At 73.8% G+C, this 4,703-nt stretch carries 4 protein-coding genes; 3 read left to right on the plus strand and 1 reads right to left on the minus strand.

Annotated features, from left to right (window positions below; genetic code table 11):
- Nucleotides 1-65: 65 nt before the first annotated feature.
- On the minus strand, nt 66-1,097 hold the full coding sequence (locus HCN52_RS21945) for a chitinase (RefSeq protein ID WP_168090180.1): 1,032 nt from the start codon (nt 1,095-1,097) through the stop codon (nt 66-68).
- A gap of 395 nt (nt 1,098-1,492) precedes the next feature.
- Between HCN52_RS21945 and HCN52_RS21950 the strand changes: the two genes are divergently transcribed.
- The 3 genes from HCN52_RS21950 to HCN52_RS21960 all read left to right on the plus strand — a co-directional run bounded on the left by HCN52_RS21950 (nt 1,493) and on the right by HCN52_RS21960 (nt 4,621).
- Nucleotides 1,493-2,353: a hypothetical protein gene (locus HCN52_RS21950; protein ID WP_168090177.1), complete on the plus strand. Its 861-nt coding sequence runs from the start codon at nt 1,493-1,495 to the stop codon at nt 2,351-2,353.
- A gap of 113 nt (nt 2,354-2,466) precedes the next feature.
- Nucleotides 2,467-3,216, plus strand: coding sequence for a Flp pilus assembly protein CpaB (gene cpaB / locus HCN52_RS21955; protein WP_168090178.1), 750 nt, complete (start codon nt 2,467-2,469; stop codon nt 3,214-3,216).
- Between the two features lie 187 nt (nt 3,217-3,403).
- Complete coding sequence (locus HCN52_RS21960) at nt 3,404-4,621, plus strand: CpaE/TadZ family protein (RefSeq protein WP_168090179.1); 1,218 nt, start codon at nt 3,404-3,406, stop codon at nt 4,619-4,621.
- Nucleotides 4,622-4,703 lie beyond the last annotated feature (82 nt).

Below are 4,703 nucleotides of genomic sequence, written 5' to 3' on the forward strand. Positions count from 1 at the left end.
GGCCGGCCCCGAGCCGGGCCGGCCCCCGTTCCGGTGCCGCCGCCCGCGGGCGGCGGCACCGGTGGTCAGGACAGGCCGCGCACGTGGGGCCCCACCACGTCCGACCAGCTGTTGCCGGCGTGCTCGTCCCAGTTGGTCGACCACGTCATCGCGCCGCGCAGCTCCGGGTAGGTCCGGTCGGGGGTGAAGCTGCCGCAGTTGGTGCCCTGGGTGAGGCAGTCCAGCGCGTCGGTGACCACTCCGGGGTCGACGTAGCCGCTGCCGGCGGCGTCGGGCGAGGCAGGCACTCCGATGCCGACCTGGGAGGCGTCGAGGCCGTTCTCCAGCTGGATGCAGGCGAGCGCGGTCAGGAAGTCGACCGTGCCCGAGGAGTAGACCTGGCCGTCGCAGCCCAGCATCGAACCGCTGTTGTAGTACTGCATGTTGACGACGGTCAGGTACTCCTGCGTGTTCAGGGCGAGTTGGAAGTACTCGGTCCCGGTGTTCTGCATGTCGATGGTCTGCGGCGCCATCGTGTAGACCAGTCCGTCGCCCACCTCGGCGTGGATGGCGTCCATCGCCTCGGTGAGGTACTGGGCGTTGATGCCGTGTTCGAGGTCGATGTCGACCCCGTCGAAGCCGTACTCGTCCATCAGCGCCAGGGTGCTCTCGGCGAACGCCGTTGCCGAGGCCGGGTCGTTGACGGTGACGTTGCCGACCTCGCCGCCGACCGAGATGATCACGGACTTGCCCGCCGCCTGCTTGGCGGCGACCTCGTCCTTGAACTCCTGCTCGGAGGAGTAGCCGAGGACGGGGTCGAGGTTGAACTCGATCTCGCCGGGCGTGGCGGTGGCGTCGGCGAACGAGACGGCGATGATGTCGTACGCGTCCTGCACGTCGCCGAGTCGTTGGATGACCGAGCCGTTGTCGAAGTTGTGCCAGTAGCCGGTGAGGGCGTGCTGCGGAACGGCGTTGGGAGCCGGGTCGAGGGCGGTGGGGGCGCCCTCGGTCCCGTTGCCGACGGGCGTCTCGGACGCCGTCGCCGTGCCGAAGGGGCCGGTCAGCAGCAGCGCGCCGGCGGCTCCCGCGGCGACCGCCGTCGCGGTGAGTGCGCCGATCCTGCGCCGCCGCCGGTGCGGGGTCGCCGGGCCGGGCTCGCCGTTCGCCTGCCGGGGGGTGGAAGTGGGGGTGGATGTCACGATCGCCTCCGTCGGCTGATGTGTGGGGGATGCGGAGGGGGAAGAGGGTCTGCTGGGACAACCGGTGGCCACCGATGCCGACGAAGATGGTCCAGACCAATGCGTCTGTCAAGGGGGGCCACCGCACGCGCCGAGCGCCGACCGGCTCCGCCCGCCGGTCCGTCGCAGGTCACACGCGGCGCGAGGAAACCCGGGCCGGCCGCGGTCCGGGAACCGGCCGGGAAGCGGCGACGCGGCGCGGAAGATGCCATAAGCTGCTCAACTGGCAGACAGACTGCACGAGACGGGCCGCCGGGGCCCGGGGGGAGCGGCGCATGCCCATGGCCATCGCGGTGACCGACGCCGACCTGGTGCTGCCGTCCCCCGATTCCAGGGTCCCGACCGCCCACGTGCTGAGCCCCCCGCAGAAGCAGGACTTCGCCGAGGCGCTCGCCGAGACCGGCGAACTCCTCGAACGCCACGGCCACCTGCTCGTCGTCTACCCCGCCTCGCTTCCCCGCGCCCACCTCCAGCGACTCCACGCCGTCCGCGCCCTGCTGGAGACCGACCGGGTGGCGCTGCTGCCCAGCCGGCTGCCGCCGCTCGGTATCGCCACCCTCGTCCGGCAGTTGCGGCAGCTCTCCGTCTGCGACTTCGGCCCCGGAGTCCTCGGCGCCAGCGCCCGACTCCTCGGCCACTACATCTACTGCGGCGCGCTGCTGCCGTCCGCCCGCGGCCTCGACCGGCTGCCGCTCCCGCTGCCCGACACCGACGCCCCGCGGTCGGGCGCCTGCGCGGTCCTGGTCGGCCCCGGCCCGCAGTGCGTGCGCCCCGGCGAGGGCGAACTGGCCGGACCGCAGTTCGCCACCGTGCTGACCCACGCCGGCGCCGGTCTCGCCGACGACTGGGTCACCGGAACCCTCGCCGCCGACTGGCGTGTCGGCGCCCTCGACCCCGTGGCGCTGCCCGAGGAGTCCCGCCACTGGTGGGGCACCGGCCGGCTCGTCGAGTTCGCCGCCGCCATCCCCGAGATCGCGCCGCTCTACCAGATGGTCAGCTCCGTCCGGCAGGAACTGTGCCACTGGTGCGGAGTGACGATGATCGGTGACCGCTGCGTCTTCTGCGCCGCCCCCGTCCGGCCCGCCGAACGACGCCCCCGCGCCCTCACCGCCCACGGACGCCGCGCCCTGACCTGAGCACGCCCTGACCCGAGCACCGCACCGGAGGGCCGCCCCCGCCGGCAACCGCCCCCGACCGCACCAGCCCCCGGCCGCCCGGCCGGACGAACGACGAGGGAGAGATCGCCCCCATGAACGGTCGCCAGCGCCGCGGACTCGTACTGCTGCTGGTCTCGCTGGTGCTCGCCCTCATCGCGTTCGGCGGCGTCTACGCGGTCATCCAGGACGTCGAGTCCAAGGTGGGCCCCGAGACCGTCGCCTACGAGGTCGCCGAGGAGATAGAGCCCTACCAGCCGCTGCGCCCGGACCAGTTCCGCGAGGTGCTGATGCCCGAGCGGTACGTCCCCGAGTCCGCCGTCACCGACCTCGGCGACCTCGACGGCAAGGTCGCCGTCGGCCCCCTGGCCCCCGGGTCGCTGCTCCAGCGCGACATGATCTCCGACCGGCCCGAACTCGGCACCGGACAACAGGAGATCGCCATCATGATCGACGCCTCCACCGGCGTCGCCGGCAAGATCTACCCGGGCGCCACCATCAACATGTACGCCGCCTACCGCTTCGAGGACCGCGAGTCCGCCGACGGCGACGAGGTCGAGATCGTCCGCCTGATGGTCAACAACGCCCAGGTCATCGACGTCGGCGACCTCACCGAGATCCCCGACGACCGCGACCGGGTTGAAGCCGTCCCCATCACCTTCGCCCTGGAGAACGTCGACGCCCAACGCGTCACCTTCGCCGAGGCGTTCGCCGAACAGATCCGCCTCGCCCTGGTCGCACCCGGCGACGAGACGGAGATCCCGGAGGACGAACGGACCTACACCGTCGTCGGCGACATCCTCGGCGCCCCGCACGCCGGCGTCGCACCGGGCGCGAACCCGTGACGCCCGCCGCGGCGCCCCGTCCGCCCGCGCACCGCCCCCGCGGCGCGCCCCCCTGCTCCGACACACCGCCGACCACCGTACTGACCGGCGCCCCACGGGGAAGGGAAGGGACGACGGCAGACGAGCACGACACCCCGGCCGCCACCGCGACCCCCGCGGCCGGCACGAGGGACGAAAGGACCGGCAGGTGACGACGCGCATTCTCCCCGCGGTGGGAGACCCGGACACCGCACGGGCCCTGGCCGCCCTGATCGGGCAGCTGCCCGACGCCGCGCCGCTGCGGGCGGTCCCCGACTCCGGATCGCTCCTCGACACGCTCGCCGCGCTGTCGCACGCCTCCGTCGCCGACCTCCCCGAAGTGGTCCTCGTCCACGAGGCGATCGGACCGCTGCCCGCGCTGGAGGTCGTGCGGGAGGTGGCGCTCCGCTTCCCCGCCGTCGGCGTGGTCCTGGTCACCGCCGACCCGACCGCCGGGCTCTACGCGGCGGCCATGGAGTCCGGCGCGCGCGGCCTGGTCGGCGTCCCGCTCTCCTACGACGAACTGCAGGCCCGCGTCGCCGCCGCCGGCCAGTGGGCGCAGGGCGTCCGCCGCCACCTCGGCGGCGAGGAGCCCGCACCGACGGGGGCCGGCGGCCGGGTCGTCACCGTCTCCGGGGCCAAGGGCGGCGTCGGCGCCACCCTCCTCGCCACCCAACTGGCGCTCGCCGCCCGCCGCGGCGGGCCCGCCGACCGCACCGTCCTCCTGCTCGACCTCGACCTGCTCTGCGGCGACGTCGGCTCCTACTTCGACGTCCAGTTCCGCCGCTCGGTCGCCGACCTCGCCGGCATCAGCGACATCACCCCGCAGGTGCTGGCCGAGGCGGTCTACCCGCACGAGACCGGCGTCTCGCTGCTGATCGCCCCCGCCGAGGGCGAACGCGGCGAGGAGGTCACCGACCCCGCCGCCCGCCAACTCCTCACCGCGGTGCGGTCCCGGTACGACCTGGTGGTCGTCGACTGCGGCTCCCAGATGAACCCCGCCACCGCCGTCGCGGTCGAGACCGCGGACACCGCGCTGCTGGTGACCACCCCCGACGTCATCTCGGTCCGGGCCGTCAACCGCATGGTCCGCATGTGGGACCGCCTCCAGATCCGCAAGGCCGAGAACACGCTGACCGTCGTCAACCGGCTGGGCCGGACGAGCCACATCCAGCCCCAGCTCATCAGCCGTATCACCGGCACCCGGGTCGCGCGCGAGGTGGTCCCCGCCAACTTCCGCGAACTGCAGGAGGCGCAGGACGCCGGCCGCATCCAGGACCTCGACCACCGCGGCCCCGTCCGCCGCGCCATGTGGGACCTCGCCGCCGAGATCGGCCTCGCCGAGGCCACCGAGGCCCGCTCCAACCGCCGCCGGGGCAAGGGCTGATGGAACGCCGCCCGCGGCCCGCCGCCCCCCGCCGCCCCGCCCGGGCCGGCGGAGGTCCCGAACTGGACGAAGTTGGCGTCGG

Source organism: Streptomyces bohaiensis (genome assembly GCF_012033785.1).
In the GTDB taxonomy this organism is placed as follows: Bacteria; Actinomycetota; Actinomycetes; order Streptomycetales; family Streptomycetaceae; genus Streptomyces; species Streptomyces bohaiensis.

Excerpts from the sequence above, each read along its gene's own strand:
- cpaB (WP_168090178.1), top strand. The coding sequence starts at position 2,467 with ATGAACGGTCGCCAGCGCCGCGGACTCGTACTGCTGCTGGTCTCGCTG.
- HCN52_RS21950 (WP_168090177.1), top strand. The coding sequence starts at position 1,493 with ATGCCCATGGCCATCGCGGTGACCGACGCCGACCTGGTGCTGCCGTCC.